The following is a 17,372-nucleotide window of genomic DNA, read 5'->3' as shown; positions in this document are numbered from 1 at the left end:
TCAGGTTCACAGGTTTCCCCTTTTGATCATCCCCCAGCATAATTGCGGCACTCATCCAATCCCGTGATTCAGCCTTGGGAGAACGCCTTGCCGAGCGTATCCATTTTGACCACCGCCGATTCGGCGTTGCTGGTGCAACTTTCCGACAGTCATCTGTTTGCCGAGACGGACGGGACGTTGTTGGGCATGAATACCCGGGACAGCCTGCAAAAGGTCATCGAGTTGGTGCGGCTTCAGCAGCCGCAGATCGATCTGATTATTGCCAGTGGCGATCTTTCTCAGGACGGGACGCTGGAGTCCTATCAGCGGTTTCGCGACCTGACGCGGCAGCTTGATGCGCCGGCGCGCTGGATTCCCGGTAATCATGATGAGCCGCGGATCATGGCGGAGGCTGCGGTGCAGAGTGCGTTGCTGGAGCCGGTGGTGGATGTCGGTAATTGGCGGGTCACGTTGCTCGATTCGGCCGTACCGGGTTCGGTGCCGGGGTTCTTGCAGGATGCGCAGTTGCAGTTGCTGGTGCGTTCGTTGAGTGAGGCGCCGGAGCGGCATCATCTGGTGTGTTTCCATCATCATCCGGTGTCCATTGGCTGTGCCTGGATGGAGCCGATTGGATTGCGCAATCCGGACGCGTTGTTTGCTGTGCTGGATCGGTTTCCGCAGGTGCGCGCTGTTTTGTGGGGGCATGTGCATCAGGAGATCGATCAGGTTCGCAAGGGTGTGCGGCTGATTGCGTCGCCTTCGACGTGTATTCAGTTCGAGCCGGGCAGTGACGATTTCAAGGTCAGTGATCAGGCGCCGGGGTATCGATGGTTGCGGCTTTTGCCTGATGGCCGGCTGGAAACTGGCGTGGAGCGCGTAAGCGGGTTCGATTTCCAGGTTGATTACGGATCCGACGGTTATTAGGGGAGAGGGGGGAAGGGAGCCGATCTTCATGTCCTTGAAGCCCTGAGTTCGACTCGATATCTCAGGTCGATGTAGCTCCAAGAACACCTCGGTCAGTCCCCTCTACCTCTGGGAGAGGGTTAGGGTGAGGGGTGGCCCTGCTTGTCAGCAAATTCTCGATCCAGCCCCAATCCCCGCATTTCTCCCTGTAAACTGCGCCTCTTTACCCGACGCACAGGGAGCTCAAATGTCTGGTTCGATCCTTTATATCCACGGTTTCAACAGCGCGCCTTCGTCTAAAAAGGCCACGCAGTTGGTGCAAGTGATGGAGCGTCTGGGTTTGAGCGATCAGTTGCGCGTTCCGGCCTTGCATCACCATCCGCGCGAGGCCATCGGTCAGCTAAACAAGGCGATTGAGGAGCTTGGGCGGCCACTGCTGGTCGGCAGCTCACTCGGCGGCTACTATGCGACTCACTTGGCCGAGCGCCATGGCCTCAAGGCCCTGTTGATCAACCCTGCCGTCAGTCCGCACCGGATGTTCGACGGGTATCTGGGGACGCAGAAAAACCTGTATACCGATGAGGCCTGGGAGTTGACCCACGACCACGTGACGGCCCTGGCCGAGCTGGAAGTGCCGGCGCCTCAGGACCCGCAGCGGTATCAGGTGTGGTTGCAGACCGGCGATGAAACGCTGGACTATCGCCTCGCCCAGCAGTACTACCGGGCCTGTGCCTTGCGTATCCAGGCCGGCGGCGACCATAGTTTCCAGGGTTTTGCCGCGCAACTTCCGGCAATGCTGAGTTTTGCCGGCATCGGCGCAGATTTGTATCAGGCGATTGATTTCACAGCACTGTGAGCCTTCGCCTCTTTTTCACAGAACATTTGACGACGAGACCCCATGGCCACTCCCAGCGCTAGCTCTTATAACGCAGACGCCATCGAAGTCCTCTCGGGCCTCGACCCGGTGCGCAAACGCCCCGGCATGTACACCGACACCAGTCGGCCGAACCACCTCGCCCAGGAAGTCATCGACAACAGCGTCGACGAAGCCTTGGCCGGGCACGCGACCTCGGTGCAGGTCATCCTGCACGCCGATCACTCCCTGGAAGTCAGCGATGACGGCCGTGGCATGCCAGTGGACATTCACCCGGAAGAGGGTGTTTCCGGGGTCGAGCTGATCCTCACCAAGCTTCATGCGGGTGGCAAGTTTTCCAACAAGAACTACCAGTTCTCCGGCGGTCTGCACGGGGTGGGTATTTCCGTGGTCAACGCCTTGTCGAACGAAGTCCGGGTGCGCGTCAAGCGTGACGGCAACGAATACCAGATGACCTTCGCCGACGGTTACAAGAAAACCGAGCTGGAAATCATTGGTACCGTCGGCAAGCGCAACACAGGTACCAGCGTGTTCTTCGCGCCGGACCCGAAATACTTCGATTCGCCGAAATTCTCCATCAGCCGCCTCAAGCACGTGCTCAAGGCCAAGGCCGTTCTGTGCCCGGGGCTGCTGGTCAGTTTTGAAGACAAGGCCACCGGCGAGAAAGTCGAATGGCATTACGAAGACGGCCTGCGCTCCTACCTGGTGGACGCGGTCAACGGGTTCGAGCGTCTGCCGGACGAGCCGTTCTGCGGCAGCCTGGCCGGTAATAAAGAAGCGGTCGATTGGGCCCTGCTGTGGTTGCCGGAAGGTGGCGACAGCGTTCAGGAAAGCTACGTCAACCTGATCCCGACGGCGCAGGGCGGTACCCACGTCAACGGTCTGCGTCAGGGCTTGCTCGATGCGATGCGCGAATTCTGCGAATTCCGCAGCCTGCTGCCTCGTGGCGTGAAACTGGCGCCGGAAGACGTCTGGGAACGCATCGCTTTTGTGCTGTCGATGAAGATGCAAGAGCCGCAATTCTCCGGCCAGACCAAAGAGCGCCTGTCGTCCCGTGAAGCGGCCGCGTTCGTTTCCGGTGTGGTCAAGGACGCGTTCAGCCTGTGGCTCAACGCCAACCCGGAAACCGGCATGTTGCTGGCGGAACTGGCGATCAACAATGCCGGCCGTCGTCTCAAGGCCAGCAAGAAGGTCGAGCGCAAGCGCATCACGGCGGGGCCGGCACTGCCGGGCAAACTCGCCGACTGTGCCGGGCAGGACCCGATGCGTTCCGAGCTGTTTCTGGTGGAAGGTGATTCCGCCGGCGGTTCGGCCAAGCAGGCGCGGGATAAAGAATTTCAAGCGATCCTGCCGTTGCGCGGCAAGATTCTGAACACCTGGGAAGTCGACGGCAGCGAAGTGCTGGCCAGCCAGGAAGTGCACAACATCGCCGTGGCCATCGGTGTCGATCCGGGCTCAACGGACATCGCCCAGCTGCGTTACGGCAAGATCTGCATCCTCGCCGACGCCGACTCCGACGGTCTGCACATCGCCACCTTGCTGTGCGCGTTGTTCGTCCAGCATTTCCGCCCGTTGGTGGATGCCGGTCACGTCTACGTCGCGATGCCGCCGCTGTACCGTATCGACCTGGGCAAAGAGATTTACTACGCCCTGGACGAAGCCGAGCGCGATGGCATCCTCGATCGTCTGGTGGCCGAGAAGAAACGCGGCAAGCCGCAGGTCACACGATTCAAAGGTCTGGGTGAAATGAACCCGCCGCAGCTGCGCGAAACCACCATGGACCCGAACACTCGGCGTCTGGTGCAGCTGACGCTGGACGATTTCGAAGCGACCTCGGAAATGATGGACATGTTGCTGGCGAAGAAACGCGCCGGTGACCGCAAATCCTGGCTGGAATCCAAAGGCAACCTGGCCGAGGTTCTTGGCTGATGCGGGTTGGCTTTGCCCTGGCGTGTGCGTTACTTCTGACCTCGGTTTCGGTATTTGCCGAACCGGTGCCGGAACTGCGCCTGTTGTCCGAGCATCCCGTTGACGGTATGCGCGGCGGCAACCTCTCCGGGCTGGCCCAGTGTGGCAAGGATTTGTGGACGGTCTCCGATCGCGACGACGATCAGATTTACCGGCTCGATACCCGCGACAGGGTATGGAAAGCCGAAACCGTGGGCATTGGCGTACCGCCGGTGCCAGACAGCGGTTTGCCCTGGGGTTTGCGTTCGCGATCCTGGGTGGCGTCGTTTGTCCGTGGCGGGGATCTGGATTTTGAAGGCATCACCTGCGACAGCGCCGGTAATCGCTACATCGTCAGCGAATCCCATGCTGCGATTCTGCAAGTGCCACCCGTTGGGCCATCGTCCTGGCTGAAGATCTCGCCGATTCTGATTCGCGAAGCCCGGGCCAGTGGCATGCTGCTGCATTTCAATGCGTTGTTCGAGGGCCTGGCGATCAATCCGGCGGGTGATCAATTGTGGCTCGCCGCCGAGCGTCAAAGCCGTGGCTTGTTGCTGATCAAGCGCAAACAAACGGTCTGGGATTGCGAGGGTGGCTGTGTGTTGCTGAGCGAAGCCGGGAAAGAAATGCAACCGGCGCAGTTTCCCCGAGCCAAAGCAGTGTCCCGAGACTTTGCCGACCTGTCGCTGTTCAACGGCAAGCTGTTTACCCTTGAGCGCAACGCTTACCAGATCTGCCGCCGTGATGCGGTGACGGCCAAGGTCGATCGCTGCTGGTCGTTTGCCGATGAAGCCTTGAAAGCGCATCGCCGCTATTCAAACCCTTACGGCCTGACCGAAGCATTGATTGTTGACGCCGAGGGCGCGTGGATTGGCACCGACAACAACAACGATGCCCGCGCCGATGGCGAGGAACGTCCGGTCGTCTGGCGCTTTGCCGCGCCTGAAGGTGGCTGGAGTGCCAAGCCATGAGTCAGCAGCCGCCAGGCAAACGCGCTGGTCGAGTGTTGATGGTGCTGGCCTGGTGCGCGGCGCTGTTTCTGGCGACGCGGTTTTTCGGCCAGTGGGAGGCGCGTCAGCAGAACCCCAACACCGTCGTCAGCTCTGAGCAGGGCGAAGGGTTTATCGAAGTGAAACTGGCCAGCAACACACAGGGTCACTTCGTCGCCAGCGGCCAGATCAACGGTCAGCCGGTGGATTTCATGCTCGATACCGGGGCGACCGACGTGTCGATCCCGGCTGAAATGGCCGAACGCCTGAAACTGGAAAAAGGCTTCGGGGTGACCCTGAGCACAGCCAATGGTCGCACCCAGGGTTACCGAACCCGCATCGACCGGCTGCAACTGGGCGACATTGTGCTGCGTGATGTGCGCGCCCTCGTCGTGCCAGGCCTGGATGGCAAGCAAGTGCTGCTCGGAATGAGCGCGCTGAACAAACTTGAATTTACCCAGCGCGGTGGCACCATGCTGCTGCGCCAGACAACGAACCGATGAGGCCCGCATGAGCGACTCCCTTGATCTCAGCCTGGACGGCGTAGAACGCCGGTCACTGGCTGACTTCACCGAAAATGCCTACCTCAACTACTCCATGTACGTGATCATGGACCGTGCTTTGCCGCATATCGGCGACGGCCTGAAACCGGTACAGCGGCGCATCATCTACGCGATGAGCGAGTTGGGGTTGGACGCTGATTCCAAGCACAAGAAATCGGCGCGTACCGTCGGTGACGTGCTCGGCAAGTTCCACCCCCACGGCGACTCGGCCTGCTACGAAGCCATGGTCCTGATGGCCCAGCCGTTCAGCTACCGCTACACGCTGGTCGACGGCCAGGGTAACTGGGGTGCGCCGGATGATCCCAAGTCCTTCGCCGCCATGCGTTACACCGAAGCGCGGCTGTCGCGTTATTCCGAAGTGCTGCTCAGCGAACTGGGCCAGGGCACTGCGGACTGGGGGCCGAACTTCGACGGTACGCTCGACGAGCCGCTGGTGTTGCCGGCACGTTTGCCGAACATCCTGCTCAACGGCACCACCGGCATCGCCGTGGGCATGGCCACCGACGTACCACCGCACAACCTGCGCGAAGTTGCCACGGCGTGCGTGCGTTTGCTCGATGAGCCGAAAGCCACGGTCGAACAGCTCTGCGAGCACATCCAGGGCCCGGATTACCCGACCGAAGCGGAAATCATCACGCCGCGCGCCGACCTGCTGAAAATGTACGAAACCGGCAAGGGCTCGGTGCGTATGCGCGCCGTGTACCACATCGAAGACGGCGACATCATTGTCACCGCGCTGCCGCATCAGGTGTCTGGCGCCAAGGTGCTGGAACAGATCGCGGCCATGATGCAGGCCAAGCCGTCCAAAGCCCCGCAGATCGCTGACCTGCGAGACGAGTCCGATCACGAAAACCCGTGCCGCATCGTAATCATTCCCGGCGCGCGCAAAAACTTCGATCACGACGCACTGATGACGCACCTGTTCGCCAGCACCGAGCTGGAGTCGAGCTACCGGGTCAACATCAACATCATCGGCCTGGACGGCAAGCCGCAGCTGAAAAATCTGCGCGCATTGCTGGTCGAGTGGCTGGAGTTCCGGGTGCAGACCGTACGTCGCCGCCTGCAATTCCGCCTCGACAAGGTCGAGCGTCGCCTGCACCTGTTGGACGGTTTGTTGATTGCCTACCTCAACCTGGATGAAGTGATTCACATCATCCGCACCGAGGAGCACCCAAAAGCCGCGCTGATCGAGCGTTTCGCCCTGAGCGAAATCCAGGCCGACTACATTCTCGACACCCGTTTGCGTCAGTTGGCGCGACTGGAAGAAATGAAGCTGCGTGCCGAGCAGGATGAACTGCTCAAGGAACAAGCCAAGCTGCAAGCCCTGCTGAGCAGCGAAGCCAAGCTGAAAAAACTGGTCCGCACCGAGCTGATCAAGGACGCCGAAACCTACGGCGACGACCGTCGCTCGCCAATCGTCGAGCGCGCCGAAGCCAAGGCCCTGACCGAGCACGATCTGCTGCCGAACGAGAAAGTAACCGTCGTTCTGTCGGAAAAAGGCTGGGTTCGTTCTGCCAAGGGTCACGAAATCGACGCCACCGGGCTTTCCTACAAGGCCGGGGATGGTTTCAAGGCCTTGGCGCCCGGCCGCTCCAACCAGTTTGCGGTGTTTATCGATTCCACCGGTCGCAGCTATTCGGTGGCTGCGCACACGCTGCCATCGGCCCGTGGCCAGGGCGAACCGCTGACCGGCCGTCTGACGCCGCCACCAGGGGCGAGCTTTGAATGCGTGCTGATGCCGGAAGACGATTCGCTGTACGTGATTGCGTCCGACGCCGGTTACGGTTTCGTGGTAAAAGGTGAAGACCTCCAAGCCAAGAACAAGGCGGGCAAGGCGCTGTTGAGCCTGCCGAACAACGCCAAGGTGATTCTGCCGCGACCGGTGGCTGATCGTGAGCAAAACTGGCTGGCCTCGGTGACCACCGAAGGTCGCCTGTTGATCTTCAAAATCAGTGATCTGCCACAATTAGGTAAGGGCAAAGGCAACAAGATCATCGGGATTTCCGGTGAGCGTGTCGCCAGTCGCGAAGAATATGTCACGGACATCGCGGTACTGCCGGATGGCGCCACGTTGGTGCTGCAGGCCGGAAAACGTACTTTGTCCCTTAAAGCGGACGACCTCGAACACTACAAAGGTGAGCGTGGACGTCGTGGTAACAAACTGCCACGTGGCTTTCAGAGGGTAGATGCGCTGCTCGTCGAAAACCTCAATTAAGCGTCCTAGAGCGCTCGATCTACGATTTAACGCGTAGATCGACGCTTTGCCGCTGGAGTCGGAACGCATATTCACGGATGATATGGCCTTTCAAGCGCCGGCGTGGCCGAGCGTTCTTCACATTTATTGAGTATTTTCACTGTGGTTAGCCTTGTGGCGACCACCTGGATGGGACGATGACTGCTCTGCGCCTTCCTTTTATTTTGATGCTCGCTGGCGTTCTTGGCCTGGCGGGTTGCAGCGTTCACCAACCGGTGTCGCTGTATCAGCTGGACAGCGGAAGTCCGGCTCAGCCTGCGCAAAGCGCGGGCATGGCTGTTTTGCTGGGTCCGGTAACGGTCGCTGATTACCTGCAACGCGAAACATTGTTGCAGCGACAGCCGGATGGCAGCCTGCAAGCTTCGGCTGATGGTCGTTGGGCGGGTAGCCTGTCTTCGGACATCGATCAGCTGCTGCTGCGTCAGGTCGCCGGTCGTCTGGACAGCCAGCGCGTGGTGCTGGCGCCAGCGACAGTGGGCTTCACGCCGGATGTGCAGGTTCTTCTGACGATTACTCGCCTGGACTCGGGTGAGGCGCAACCGGCGATCCTTGATGCGCAATGGCGTCTGATCGACCGCCGTGGCCAGGTTCGTGATAACCGCATCATTCATCTGCAGGAACAGCATGCCGGTGGTACGGCGGCTCAGGTTCAGGCTCAGGGTGTATTGCTGCAGCGTCTGGCCGAGCAACTGTCGACGGCGCTCAAGCCGCTGGCTAATCAGCCGCCAATTGCCGAAGCACCAAGAAAACAGGCTGCCAAGCCCGTGGCGCCGGCGGCAGAACAGGATAAGCAACCAAAGATCCCGATGGCTTCGCCGATCCGGACCGATATGGAAGTGTTCAGGTTCTAAGTCTGGATTGATCCAAAGCAAAGCCCGCCATGTGCGGGCTTTGTTGTTTCCGTAGCAGCTGTCGAGCCTGCGAGGCTGCGTTCGAGCCGGGGTAGCGCTGGACCGAAGCCCTCGCAAATCCTGTTCAAACGATTGCATGACCCATCGCGCTGACTGATTTACGACTGCTGCGCAGCCGAACGCAGCCTCGCAGGCTCGGCAGCTGCTACAAGAATCAGGTAGCAACAAAAAGCCCGCAGACGATTACTCGTCTGCGGGCTTTTTCGTAGCGGGGCTATTTACGCCCGGCGTTCATGCATCCGCGCCAGTTGCCGCTCGAGCATCGACGGATAAGGCTCCATCAGTCGCTCTACGCAACAAGCGCCTTCCGGGCTTGCGATTGGGCGGATGCGTGCGCGCTGGCGGATCAGCGCGTCGTCACCGATCTTGCGCTGCACCAGCAACAGGTTGCGGCTGTGTTGCGACAGGGCCAGCGCATCTTGAGCGGTTTCGGTCAGCAGCAGATCTATCTGGCTCAGGCCGAACAGTTCGTCACCCAGGGTCAGGCCCAGTTGCAATTGCAGGGTGATGCCGCTGTCGGCAACTTCGATCTGCAACTGATGGCCCAGAGCCCGCAACAACTCACCGCAGCAGATAGCGTTGGTCAGGTAGTCGTCGCCGCTGTCTTCGGTGTGGAACAGCATCAGGGTGCTGCCATCGTTCAGGGTGTGCAGCTCGCTCTGGTAGAGCGAGGCGGCCTGATCAAGGCAGTCGCGATAGCGTTTGAGCAGTTCTTCCAGACGTGTGCGGGGCAGACGACGCAGTTGATCCTGAGCGCCCAGTTGCACGGCCAGCACAGCGCTGTGCTGCGGCACGTTCGATGGTTGCGGTTTGGCTACCGGTTTCGGCGCGCTCGACGCTGACTCATCAATCAGGTCGGCAAATGCATCGTCGTCATCATCGTCTTCAACGGTGCTGACACTGCGCCGTGGCGCAGGTTTGAGGCCAGCCACAGGCTTGGATTCATCGAAACTCGGGTCACGCAAATTGCGCACTTCGAAGGTTGGCTCGTTATCGTCCGCGTCTTCGTAGTCGCTTTCGTCGTATTCAGGCTCGGGAGCGGGTTCCGGCTCGGCGGGCTCTGGCGCGAAGTCGGCGTGCAGCTGGCGAGCCAGGTCGCCGATCTCATCCTGACGCTCGGTGCCCGGGGTGTGTTCGTCGATATGGCGCAGCCACACCCGCAATTGCAGCAACGGTGTGGAGATGTGCCGACCCAGTCGCAGGCTCAAGGCCAGGGACAGCGCCAGCAGGATCGCGCTCAAAATGCCCATGCTTTGCAGGCTGATGGTCATCGGCTGCTGGAACTGATCCATGTCCAGGCTGATGCGCAGTTGCCCGGCGGTCACATCCTGGAAAGTGATCTTGCTCTGGTACATGCCTTCGGCTTCGCCCAGCAGGCTGTGCTTGGGGCGCTGACCGGCTTCGGCGAGGATGCGGTTATCCACGCTGTAGATGGCAGCGTGAGCCACTAGCTTGTTTTTGGTCAGGTTGTTGAGCAGCACGTTGAGGCTGAGGATGTCGTTGGACACCAACAGCTCCGTGGCGGACGTGGCAGTCTGGGTGGTCAGGCTTTCGCCCAGGGCATCCGCCTGCTCGTGCATGGCCTGCTTGAACTGCAAACCCATCACACAGGCATAGATCACCAGGGCCAGAGCGACCAGGATCACGTTATGGCTGGCGATGCGCAATGCAATCGGTACACGGCGGTGGCGCAGTGCACGGAAGATCAGCAGAAAGAAGTTATCGGTTTTTACTGGCGTGGGCCGGTTCACTTGAGCTCGGCTCTTTTGTCCGTGAAGTTGACGCGCAGTATAGCGACAGGCCCTAGACCGTCAAAGCGCTCACGGTGCCCGATGGTCACTGAAAGTGGGTAGAATGCGGTTTTTTTCCACCTGCGGGGGTGCGCCTTGCGCGAAATCGTCCTGATAAACATCACGGGAGTCGACCGTCCGGGTCTGACTGCGGCCATTACCGGCGTTCTGGCCCAGGGTGGTGTGAACATTCTCGACATTGGTCAGGCGGTGATCCACGACACGTTGTCGTTCGGCATCCTGGTTGAAATTCCTGACACCGAGCAAGGCAAGTCGGTGCTCAAGGACATCCTGTTCACGGCGTACAAGCTCGATCAGCAGGTGCGTTTCACGCCGGTGTCCGAAGAGGATTACCAGCAGTGGGTAGGCAATCAGGGCAAGAAACGCCACATCGTGACCCTGCTGACCCGCAAAGTGACCGCCGGGCAATTGCAGGCCGTGAGTTCGATCACCGCCAAATATGGCTTGAACATCGACCACATCGATCGTCTGTCCGGGCGCATGCCGCTGGACACCCCGGCCGATCAGGGTAAAGGCTGCATCGAGTTTTCCGTACGTGGTGAAGCGGCTGATCCGCAAGCGCTGCGGGCCGAATTCCTCAGCGTCGCGCAGGAATTGAACGTCGACATCGCCTTCCAGGAAGATTCGCTGTTCCGCCGTAACCGCCGTCTGGCGGTGTTCGACATGGACTCGACGCTGATCGAAGCCGAAGTGATCGACGAACTGGCCAAGGCTGCCGGCGTGGGCGATCAGGTGTCCGCGATCACCGAGCGGGCGATGGCCGGCGAATTGGACTTCCGCGCCAGCTTCAAGGAGCGCCTGGCCTTGTTGAAAGGGCTGGATGTCAGCGTACTGGATTCCATCGGCGCCTCCCTGCGCCTGACCGAAGGTGCCGAAACCCTGTTCGCCGAACTCAAGCGTCTGGGCTATAAAACCGCAATCCTGTCGGGCGGTTTTACCTACTTCGCCAAGCAATTGCAGGTCAAGTTGGGTATCGACTATGTGTTCGCCAATGAACTGGAAGTGGTCGACGGCAAGGTCACCGGTGTGGCGGTCGAGCCGATTGTCGATGCACAGCGCAAGGCGGATCTGCTGAAGGAACTGGCGCACAAGGAAGGTTTGCGTCTGGAGCAGACCATTGCGGTCGGCGACGGCGCCAACGATTTGCCAATGTTGGCGATTGCCGGGTTGGGCGTGGCGTTCCGTGCCAAGCCGCTGGTGAAGCAGTCGGCGAAGCAGGCGATTTCCACCCTTGGGCTGGATGGCGTGCTGTATTTGCTGGGCTTCCGGGATCGCGACGGGCAGCTCTGATTGTTTCAGGGCTGAAAGAGCCTTGTGGCGAGGGAGCTTGCTCCCGTTGGGCTGCGAATCGGCCCCAAAAAAGGACTGCTACGCAGTCCAGACGGGAGCAAGCTCCCTCGCCACAGTTACCGGCATCACCCTCAAAGCGTTTTCCACAACAAATCAAAATCCTCCTCAACGCCGCTCACTGCGGCGTTGTCGTTTCTGGCGGTCTCCAGTGGGCGGTAGGCGAACTGATTAAAGCTGTTGCTGCTTGCCACCCGTCGCTCCAGCCCGACCCGGCGTTCCTCGCCGTGGGTATTGATCATGACTTTGTTGCCTTCCTGAAAGGGCAGGCGCGGCGCGAGCAGGGTGGCCGGCACGTCGATAGCGCTGATTTGCGGCAGCAACAGACCGCGAAGGTATTGGCTGTGGTCATCACGGGTGCGCACCAGTTGCAGGCCGCAAGGCTCGGCGAAGGGTGCGACCTGTTCGATGCCCATCTGCGTACCACCGCCGCGCACCTGACGGATCCAGCGCACCACCGCGATGCTCCAGCCCTGACCGGCAAAATCCTCGATACCGACCATCTCACCCGCCTGTAATTCGGCAGGGACTGCGCCAGGCCAGGCCAGGCAGTAACCGCCGGGGCTGTGATTGACCACTGACAGGACATGGGTCGGGAAGTGCTGATTGCGGTCGGATGCTTCGTGGCTGTCGTCATTCTGAAGCTGCGGGTATTCGATCTCTTCGTAGGGCAATAGAGTGTCCGAATTGCCTTGGGGCGCGGCGTCGAAGGCCTCGTGCCATTGGTCCTTTTCCCGGCCGGTCACTGACGTTACCGAAAATTGTGCAGGCCGGGCACCGTGGTTCTTCAGGATGTCGCTGAATGAGCGTTGCCCACCCAGATAAAAGTGCAGCGCGCTCATGCCTATGCACAGGGTCAACGTGCCTTGGCCGACGGTGCGCTGGAAACTGCGCTCGGCAGCCTGGCCCCAGGCGGCATGAAGGTGTTGCAACGTATCCAGGCTTAACCCTGGCGGCACGGGCAGCGGCGATGAGCTGTCGGTTTTTTGCAAATGAGCTTCTATTGCCGCGACCAACCCCTGCGGATCGATCCCCAATAAGCGCTCTTGCTGCTCGGCCCGGAACTTGGTGCGGTAACGCGGTCCGGTGTCGAGGTCTGGCGAGACGGCAAACAGCCCGGTGGCTGGTTTGTCGGGTTGCAGCTTGATCCATTGGCTCCAGGGCTCCAGCACCTCGGCCACCCGGGCAATCTGGTTCTGGCGCAGTTGGTTGCAGCGTGAGGCGCCCAACAGCAGGGCGACCACGTAAGTCTGTTCGATGCTCAGGTTTTGCCTCTGGCTGGCCAGCTCATCGCGCAGGCTGGTGTGCTGGAGCCGGTGCGCGCAGGCGATCCGGTAGAGCTGATGCAGCTCCAGCCACAGGCCTTCCGGCACCGGGCAATACAGTTCAGTAGAACGAGTCAGCGGCCCGTTCAGGCAATGGATCGCTCGTTGCAGAGCCTGGGTCAGCAGTGGCGCACGGTCTTTGCTGAAGCGTGGCGTGATGCGCACGACAATCTGTTTATAGCCAATCGCCAAATGACTCTGCAGCGCCTGACAGAGGTTGGCGATCTTGCGCGAACGCTCGTCGAGGACAATCGACTGATGAAGGAAATGCCGCTCAAGGTGTTTGCAGACGTAATACACCTCGGGGCGCAACAGTTCGAGCAATTGCAGGCGATTGTCGCTGGGCGTGACCAGCTGGTTGAGTTCGCTCAAGCCTTGATACAGCTGGCGAGCGGTTTCGCCGATATTGGCTTTGGGCAGATTGGCGATCCAACGCTTGAGATCACGCGGGGTGGCTTCACAGAACGACAGGCGCAACTGCGTTGGGATCGGGGTGCGTAGCAACAGATGGGGGCTGGTCTCATTCATGCCGTGGAAAACTCCAACCGGGAAATGGGCAGTGAATGACCTGACTGTAGCAGTTATGGACTTCTACCGTTTGTCTGTCAGTCGAGTGCCCTGCGGGCGTACTACTAATCTGACAGTCGTGCGACTGGATACGCACAGTCGTGCGGCCTGCTGCCTACGCAGGGCAGGTCTCTTTGTAACTTCAAGGAGATGAAGTTTATGTCTAGATATGTAGTGGCAAATCAATGGGGCGGTAGTTCGGCACCCTGGCATCCGGGCGGAGACTGGACGCTAGGCGCGCGGGACAACCAGAACGTTGTCGCGATCGATATCAAATCGGGCGATGGCGGGAAGAGTTTCACCGGCACCATGACGTATGCGGGTGAAGGTCCCATTGGCTTCAAGGCTCAGCGCACGGGCCAGAACCAGTACAACGTTGAAAATCAGTGGGGCGGCAACGATGCCCCGTGGCATCCGGGTGGCAAATGGGTCATCGGAGGTCGGGATAATCAGAACGTTGTGGCGTTGAGCGTGACCTCCGGCGATGGAGGGAAAAACCTCAGTGGCACCAATACCTACGCCAACGAAGGGCCGATCGGCTTCCGTGGACAGATAGAGTAACGGCACCACCGAAATGTCCGACCCCGCGAAGACGTTCGCGGGTTCGGATCAGGGATCAAGCTTTTGCCAGGCCCATGCCCATGCCCTGGCCCATCTGCACCGGCGAACCGGCCGCCAGTTCTTCAGCCCACTTCACTTGATCAGGCCCGAACAGCACGACAGCGGTCGAACCCAGCTTGAAGCGACCCAGTTCTGCACCTTTTTCCAAATGGATCGGCGCACGGGCAGCTTCGTCGTAGCGGAAGGTTTTCAGCTCGCGTTTCGGCGGCGTGACCAACCCGGCCCAAACGGTTTCGATCGACGCAACGATCATCGCACCCACCAACACCACGGCCATCGGCCCGCGCTCGGTGTCGAAAATGCACGCCACACGCTCGTTGCGGGCGAACAATTCCGGAACGTTTTCGGCGGTGGTCTGGTTGACCGAGAAGATCCGGCCCGGGATGTAGACCATCTCGCGCAGGGTGCCGGCCAACGGCATGTGCACGCGGTGGTAGTCCTTCGGCGACAGATAAATAGTCGCGAAATCACCGCCCATGAACGGCGCTGCGTTGGCCGCGTCGCCACCCAGCAATTCCAGCACGCTGAAGCTATGACCCTTGGCCTGGAACACTCGACCGTGTTCGATCGGACCGAGTTGGCTGACCGCGCCGTCGGCCGGGCTGAGGATCGCGCCTGGCGTCTGGTCTAGCGGGCGAGCACCATCCTTCAAAGCGCGAGTGAAGAACGCATTGAAGTGCTCGTAAGCCGTCAGGTCTTCGACCAGCGCCTGCGACATATCCACCTGATAGCGCTTGGCGAACCAGGCGGTAAAGGCATTTTTGAACCAGCGCACGCGGCATTCGGCAATGCAGCCGGCCAGTCGCGACAGCAGGTGATGGGGCAGCAGGTATTGGCTGAGGATAAACAAACGCTTATTCATTAACTGTCCTTAAAAACCTTAAATCTCTACGGGCGTATCGGGGTGGTTGCCCCATTCGCCCCAGGAACCGGCGTAGCCTTTGACCCGCGGATAACCGAGGGATTTGGCCACCAGATAGGTGAAGCCAGAACGGTGGTGAGTCTGGCAGTGGGTAATCACTTCTTTGTCTTTGCTGATCCCGAGTTTTTCCAGAATCTGCGGCATGTCGGTGCGGATGCGCAGGTTGCGCGCCTGATCCATGCCCGCGGTCCATTCGAAATTGACCGCGCCGGGAATGTGCCCGGCCTTGGCCGCCAGGACTTTCTCGCCGGAGTACTCCAGCGGCCCGCGTGCGTCCCAGATCGCCAGGTCGGCGGCACCGAGGCGGCTTTGCAGGTACTCGCGGGTGGCGGTGGGTTCGTCGTGCAAGGTCAACGCAACCGGGCCGCCGACCGCTGGCGGGATCTGGATCGACATGGGCAAGCCTTCTGCCAGCCAGGCCTTCAGGCCGCCGTCGACATAGTGGTACTTGCTGTGGCCGATGACATCCAGCAGCCAGATAAAGCGCCCGGCCCAACCGCCGCCTTCGTCGTCATAGACCACGTAGACCGCATCGGGGTTGTGTCCCAGCTCACCGAACAACGCTTCGAGCGCCGCTTGCGGCGGCATCAGTCCCGGCGCAGGCGCGTGACCGAGTTGAGTGCGTTTCGGATCGACAAAACGCGCACCGGGGATATGCCCTTCGGCATAACGGGCGCTGCTGGTCAGGTCCACCAGAATCAGATCGCGGGCGTCGAGTCGCGGGAGCAAGTCGCTCGGCTCGATCACCAGCGGCAAGCCAGAGAAGTCAGACATGTGAGGTCTCCAGAACACAAAGGGGAGGATTGTAGCGCAGCGTCATTGGCCGCGGTGGCTAAAGCTGTGCAGTGCCTTTTCGATGCACTGCGCGGTTTTGCCGAAGGCTTGCACGGTGATTTCAGAGAACGGCCCGCCGCCCTGATCTGCCACCACAATCATGATCACCCGACCATTATTGACCAGTGAACGCAGCAGCAAGTGTTCGCCGCCGAACTGTGAGCGCAGGCTGACTGGTAACAGCTCGGAAAATTGTGCGTTGTTGGCCGGCGTCAGGCGTACCTGGGCCTGTTGCGAGAGCAGGCGTTGCAGTACGGTGCTCTGGCTGACGACGAAGTTCAGGCCGGCCGCTTCTTTTGGCAGTCCGGCCGTCTGATGCACTCGCAGATTGGCGTGAGTGCGGTCGGCCATCAGGATCATCACCCGACGCATGCCACACGCGACCAACGCGTCCCGGGCAGAGGTGGTCAAGTGCATGGCATTGGTGAAGCGACTGGGCTCGACCAGCAACTCGGCACACTGTCTGCGCCATTTCGCCAGGTCTTCGGCCGTCGGTGCCGGGGCTGGCAGCAATCCGGCGTGAACGCGGTTCATGCCCCACGGCCAGATCAATGAAACGGCCGGGTGCCAGAGGTCCGGCATGGCGTGATGACGGGCGCTGTTGGCGGCCTGTTGGTGCAACTGCTGCTGCACTTCGTCCATCGGCATTTGCAGGTAAAGGCTGGTCAGGTACTGCCAGCGTTCACTGTGCGGACTGTCCCAGGCCTGTTGCGCCGACAGCGCCAGACCGTTGGCCAGCAACACCGTATTGGCCGGTTGATTGAGCCAGCGGCGCAGGGTCGGATCGTCGTCGAGGCGGTTCTGCTGGCGCAATGGATGATCGCTGTCGCGCGCGATGCGCAGCACTTTCACCAGCTCACGTTGCTCGTTGAGCAGCAGCCGATAACCCTGCTGCACCCAGATCGGCAGACGCCAGATGTCCACGAGCGCCAGGCAGATTTCCAGCAGGCGAGCGCCGAACAATTGCTTTTCGACTTTGCGCGCCGACTCGCCTTTGTGGATGACCCGCAGCTCCCATTCTTCGAGCAACTGCGGATGGGTCAACGCCATCGGCCAGAGCGGCGAGAGAAACAGCAGGCTGCCCCAGTGGATGTCCTGCCACAGCCGCGCCAGGCGACTGGCGAAAAAACCGTTGGCCTGTTGGGTCGCGTGCTGGCTGATCAGTTGCAGCTGACGCAGGCCCACCGGGATTTCGGATTGAGGCTGGGCAGGCAGGCGGGCGAGCAGTTCTTCGGTGCGCTTCAAACCGAGGCGATTGATCGCCACCTCAAGGTTTTCCGCAGGCTCGGTCATGCTGCCATGGGTGTGGCGATTGGCTTCGCGAATCACGCTCAGCGCCAGCGCGGGGCTGTCCTGTATCAGTTCGGCGATATCGCGCAGGGAACTGCGACTGTTGGCGATGGCGTTGCAGACGCGGTCATGACTGGCTTGCGGAACGGGCAGGCGCACGCCATCGAGAAGCTTGACCCAGCCTTCGAGAGTGGTCGGTTTTGGCGTTGGAACGTTCGTTTCGTTAGCCATGGTT

General features: G+C 60.5%; 14 protein-coding genes. 9 read left to right on the top strand and 5 right to left on the bottom strand.

Annotation, left to right across the window (positions count from 1 at the left end):
- Window positions 1-87: 87 nt before the first annotated feature.
- The 7 genes from cpdA (at window position 88) to ABH912_RS17805 (ending at window position 8,360) form a co-directional block, all read left to right on the top strand.
- A complete protein-coding gene (gene cpdA, locus ABH912_RS17835; RefSeq protein ID WP_429511275.1) occupies window positions 88-903 on the top strand; it encodes a 3',5'-cyclic-AMP phosphodiesterase in 816 nt (271 codons plus the stop codon).
- A 226-nt stretch (window positions 904-1,129) separates the two neighbouring features.
- A complete protein-coding gene (locus ABH912_RS17830) occupies window positions 1,130-1,738 on the top strand; it encodes a YqiA/YcfP family alpha/beta fold hydrolase (protein ID WP_046056736.1) in 609 nt (202 codons plus the stop codon).
- A gap of 42 nt (window positions 1,739-1,780) precedes the next feature.
- The gene (parE, locus tag ABH912_RS17825) at window positions 1,781-3,685 is read left to right on the top strand and encodes a DNA topoisomerase IV subunit B (RefSeq protein WP_429511274.1); all 1,905 of its coding nucleotides are present in this window, start codon (window positions 1,781-1,783) and stop codon (window positions 3,683-3,685) included.
- Complete coding sequence (locus tag ABH912_RS17820) at window positions 3,685-4,674, top strand: esterase-like activity of phytase family protein (RefSeq protein ID WP_429511273.1); 990 nt, start codon at window positions 3,685-3,687, stop codon at window positions 4,672-4,674. The genes parE and ABH912_RS17820 overlap by 1 nt, the downstream gene beginning before the upstream one ends.
- Window positions 4,671-5,195 carry a retropepsin-like aspartic protease family protein gene (locus ABH912_RS17815; protein ID WP_033055504.1) on the top strand — a complete coding sequence of 175 codons (525 nt, stop codon included), beginning with the start codon at window positions 4,671-4,673 and terminating at the stop codon, window positions 5,193-5,195. Before ABH912_RS17820 ends, ABH912_RS17815 begins: the two co-directional genes overlap by 4 nt.
- Window positions 5,196-5,202: 7 nt before the next feature.
- On the top strand, window positions 5,203-7,470 hold the full coding sequence (parC, locus tag ABH912_RS17810; RefSeq protein ID WP_033055505.1) for a DNA topoisomerase IV subunit A: 2,268 nt from the start codon (window positions 5,203-5,205) through the stop codon (window positions 7,468-7,470).
- A 176-nt stretch (window positions 7,471-7,646) separates the two neighbouring features.
- A complete protein-coding gene (locus ABH912_RS17805; RefSeq protein WP_033055506.1) occupies window positions 7,647-8,360 on the top strand; it encodes a PqiC family protein in 714 nt (237 codons plus the stop codon).
- 278 nt (window positions 8,361-8,638) lie between these two features.
- Here ABH912_RS17805 and ABH912_RS17800 read toward each other — a convergent pair whose 3' ends face one another.
- A complete protein-coding gene (locus ABH912_RS17800; protein WP_429511272.1) occupies window positions 8,639-10,171 on the bottom strand; it encodes an AhpA/YtjB family protein in 1,533 nt (510 codons plus the stop codon).
- Between the two features lie 135 nt (window positions 10,172-10,306).
- Between ABH912_RS17800 and serB the strand changes: the two genes are divergently transcribed.
- Window positions 10,307-11,521 carry a phosphoserine phosphatase SerB gene (gene serB / locus ABH912_RS17795; RefSeq protein WP_033055508.1) on the top strand — a complete coding sequence of 405 codons (1,215 nt, stop codon included), beginning with the start codon at window positions 10,307-10,309 and terminating at the stop codon, window positions 11,519-11,521.
- A gap of 131 nt (window positions 11,522-11,652) precedes the next feature.
- On the opposite strand, the gene ABH912_RS17790 is transcribed toward serB, so the two are convergent.
- Entirely contained in the window at window positions 11,653-13,431 is a 1,779-nt protein-coding gene (locus ABH912_RS17790; RefSeq protein ID WP_429511271.1) for a molecular chaperone, read from the bottom strand.
- 198 nt (window positions 13,432-13,629) lie between these two features.
- On the opposite strand from ABH912_RS17790, the gene ABH912_RS17785 reads away from it, so the two are divergent.
- The gene (locus ABH912_RS17785) at window positions 13,630-14,031 is read left to right on the top strand and encodes a lectin OAA family protein (protein ID WP_033055626.1); all 402 of its coding nucleotides are present in this window, start codon (window positions 13,630-13,632) and stop codon (window positions 14,029-14,031) included.
- 55 nt (window positions 14,032-14,086) lie between these two features.
- Here the strand turns inward: ABH912_RS17785 and asd are convergent, their stop codons facing one another.
- Genes asd through ABH912_RS17770 form a run of 3 tightly spaced genes read right to left on the bottom strand, consistent with a single transcriptional unit; the run spans window position 14,087 to window position 17,368 of the window.
- Window positions 14,087-14,953: an archaetidylserine decarboxylase gene (gene asd, locus ABH912_RS17780; RefSeq protein ID WP_429511270.1), complete on the bottom strand. Its 867-nt coding sequence runs from the start codon at window positions 14,951-14,953 to the stop codon at window positions 14,087-14,089.
- Between the two features lie 18 nt (window positions 14,954-14,971).
- Window positions 14,972-15,787 (bottom strand): rhodanese-like domain-containing protein, encoded by an 816-nt coding sequence (locus ABH912_RS17775; RefSeq protein WP_033055513.1) that lies wholly within the window; start codon window positions 15,785-15,787, stop codon window positions 14,972-14,974.
- A 42-nt stretch (window positions 15,788-15,829) separates the two neighbouring features.
- Window positions 15,830-17,368, bottom strand: a complete 1,539-nt coding sequence (locus tag ABH912_RS17770) for an HDOD domain-containing protein (RefSeq protein ID WP_429511269.1) — start codon at window positions 17,366-17,368, stop codon at window positions 15,830-15,832.
- Window positions 17,369-17,372 lie beyond the last annotated feature (4 nt).

It is taken from the genome of Pseudomonas sp. BT76 TE3572, assembly GCF_050435365.1.
Taxonomy (GTDB): domain Bacteria; phylum Pseudomonadota; class Gammaproteobacteria; order Pseudomonadales; family Pseudomonadaceae; genus Aquipseudomonas; species Aquipseudomonas fluorescens_W.
This window is presented reverse-complemented; position numbering and strand designations above follow the sequence as displayed.